General features: G+C 44.5%; 1 protein-coding gene. It reads right to left on the reverse strand.

The features are described from left to right. Positions 1–2,127, reverse strand: a 2,127-nt coding sequence (locus tag A3766_RS18700) for a condensation domain-containing protein (protein WP_231882928.1), incomplete at its 3' end; no start/stop codon positions are given. Between the last annotated feature and the right edge of the window lie 14 nt (positions 2,128–2,141).

Genomic DNA, 2,141 nt, shown 5'->3' on the forward strand with positions numbered 1-2,141 from the left:
CAGGCACAAGCCAACGCGGTCCCCAACCGATACGTGCTCCTCTAATAGGAGCTGAGCCCACTGTGAGCTAAGTTCATCAAGCTGACGATAGCTTAAGACTTCCTGCTCAAATATGACGGCATCTTTTTCGGCAAATTGTTGAGCTTGATGATGAAGGTAGTGACCGACAGTGCGAGGGGCGTTGGCTTGTTCTTCATGCCAAGCATGAGCAGGTCCTATACATTGTCTCATCACTTGCTTGCTTGAGCTTTGATTAAGTAGTTCTATATCGCAAAGCCTGGTTATCGGGTTTTGTGCAATTTGTCCGAGAATCGTAAGAAAATGATCCCTAAAGCCTTGGATCGTTTTTTCAGTAAAGAGAGATGTACTATAGACGATTGCTCCACTGAGTGAGTCGCCGCGTTTTTTAAACCATATGTTCAGGTCGAGTGGTGAATCATGAGAAGGGATCTCACACTGCTTGATGTTTATCGTATGGTCACCACTTCCCATGACTTGTTCGCGTTTAGATACGTCTTGGTAGGTGATAGAGGTTTGGTAGATGGGAGCACGACTGATATCACGTTCAGGGTTCAGGCGTTCGACGATCTTTTCGAACGGTGCTCTCATATGGTCAAAACCTTCTAGGCATTGTTGCTTGACCTGCTGTAATAGCTCAAGGAATGGCATTTCTCGGCTCAGTCTAAAGCGAAGTACTAAGGCGTTAACAAAAAAGCCAATCAGGTCTTCAGTGCCGGGCTTAGTTCGGTCAGCCATTGGTGTCGCAATGACTAGGTCTTCTTGGTCGGTATATTTTGCCAACAAGGCACAATAACTGGCCATCATGACCATAAATAAAGTTACGTCTTTTTCTAGGGCTAAGCCGTTAAGCCTGGAAAGTAGGTCACTCGGTAGCTCAAATGAAACTTGCTCACCGCGAATATCCTGAGTTTCCGGACGAGGTCGATCAAGCGGCATATCAAGGTTAGGAGCTCCTTGGAGGTGTTCTACCCAATAGCTGACATCCTTTTCTACATCTTCTTGTGAACTGTTGAGTCGTGACCAATTCGCATAGTCAGCAAACTGGTAATCGAGTACAGGTAATTGAGCATTGATACCGCAACAGTATGCGTTATAACTCTCACTGAGCTCATGTATAAATAAATCGAAAGACCAACCATCGAATATGATGTGATGAGGCATAAAAAACAAAATGCTCTCTTCTTCACTAAGAATGATTAGTTCTGCTTTAAAAAGAATATCGTGATTGATATCGAAAACCTGGTTTTGTAAAACGGTCAGGCGTTTTTTGAGTTCCAGCTCACGTTCAATTGGCTTATCTATATCTGCGAAAGAGACTTCACTTAGTTCAAAATTACTGATGTTTCGAAGCCGTTGATGTGGCTGGGAATCAATTTCAATTACTTCGGCGCTTAGCGCTTCTTGGCGACTGATTAGGTTTTGAAAAGCTTGATTTAAAGCAAGCTTATTGAGTTTTCCTTTTAGTCTGAATGCAGAGGGAAGGTTATAGGCAGTACTGCTTCCTTCCAGTTGATTCAGGTACCAAAGCCTTTGTTGGGCAAGGGTTAATAAGGCTGGTTCATTCTCTGAACGCTTTGTTATGGTTGATTGTTCTGTGTGCTGCGATTGATCTATTTTTTTAGCTAAAGACTCGATGTCTGCAAACTCGTAGAGGTCACTGAACTTCAATTGCACCGACATATCCATTTCAACACGGTGGATGATTTGTGCAATGAGCAAAGAATGCCCACCTAGGTCGAAGAAGTTTTCATTGATGTTAGATATGGGTTTATTGATGACTTCTTGCCAGATGCTCAGTAACTTAAGTTCAGTCGCTGTAGTAGCGGCCCGTACTTCTTCTTTGCCTAACGAGCTTGATTCTGATAAAGGGAGGCTTTCTAAAGCCTTTCGATCAAGCTTGTTGTTAAGGGTGCGTGGTAACTCCCCGAGTGCTTCAAGGTGCTGCGGCACCATGTAAGGGGGCAATTGCTGTCGCAGGTGCTCACGAAGTTCACTGAGACTAATCGGGCTATTCTTCCATACAACATAAGCGATGAGCCGCGTATCGCCGGCACGGACTTCTCGTACGCTTAAGGCGCAGTCGTCAATGGCGTCGTGTTGGCGCATAAGCGTCTCAATTT

It is taken from the genome of Oleiphilus sp. HI0132 (assembly GCF_001635845.1).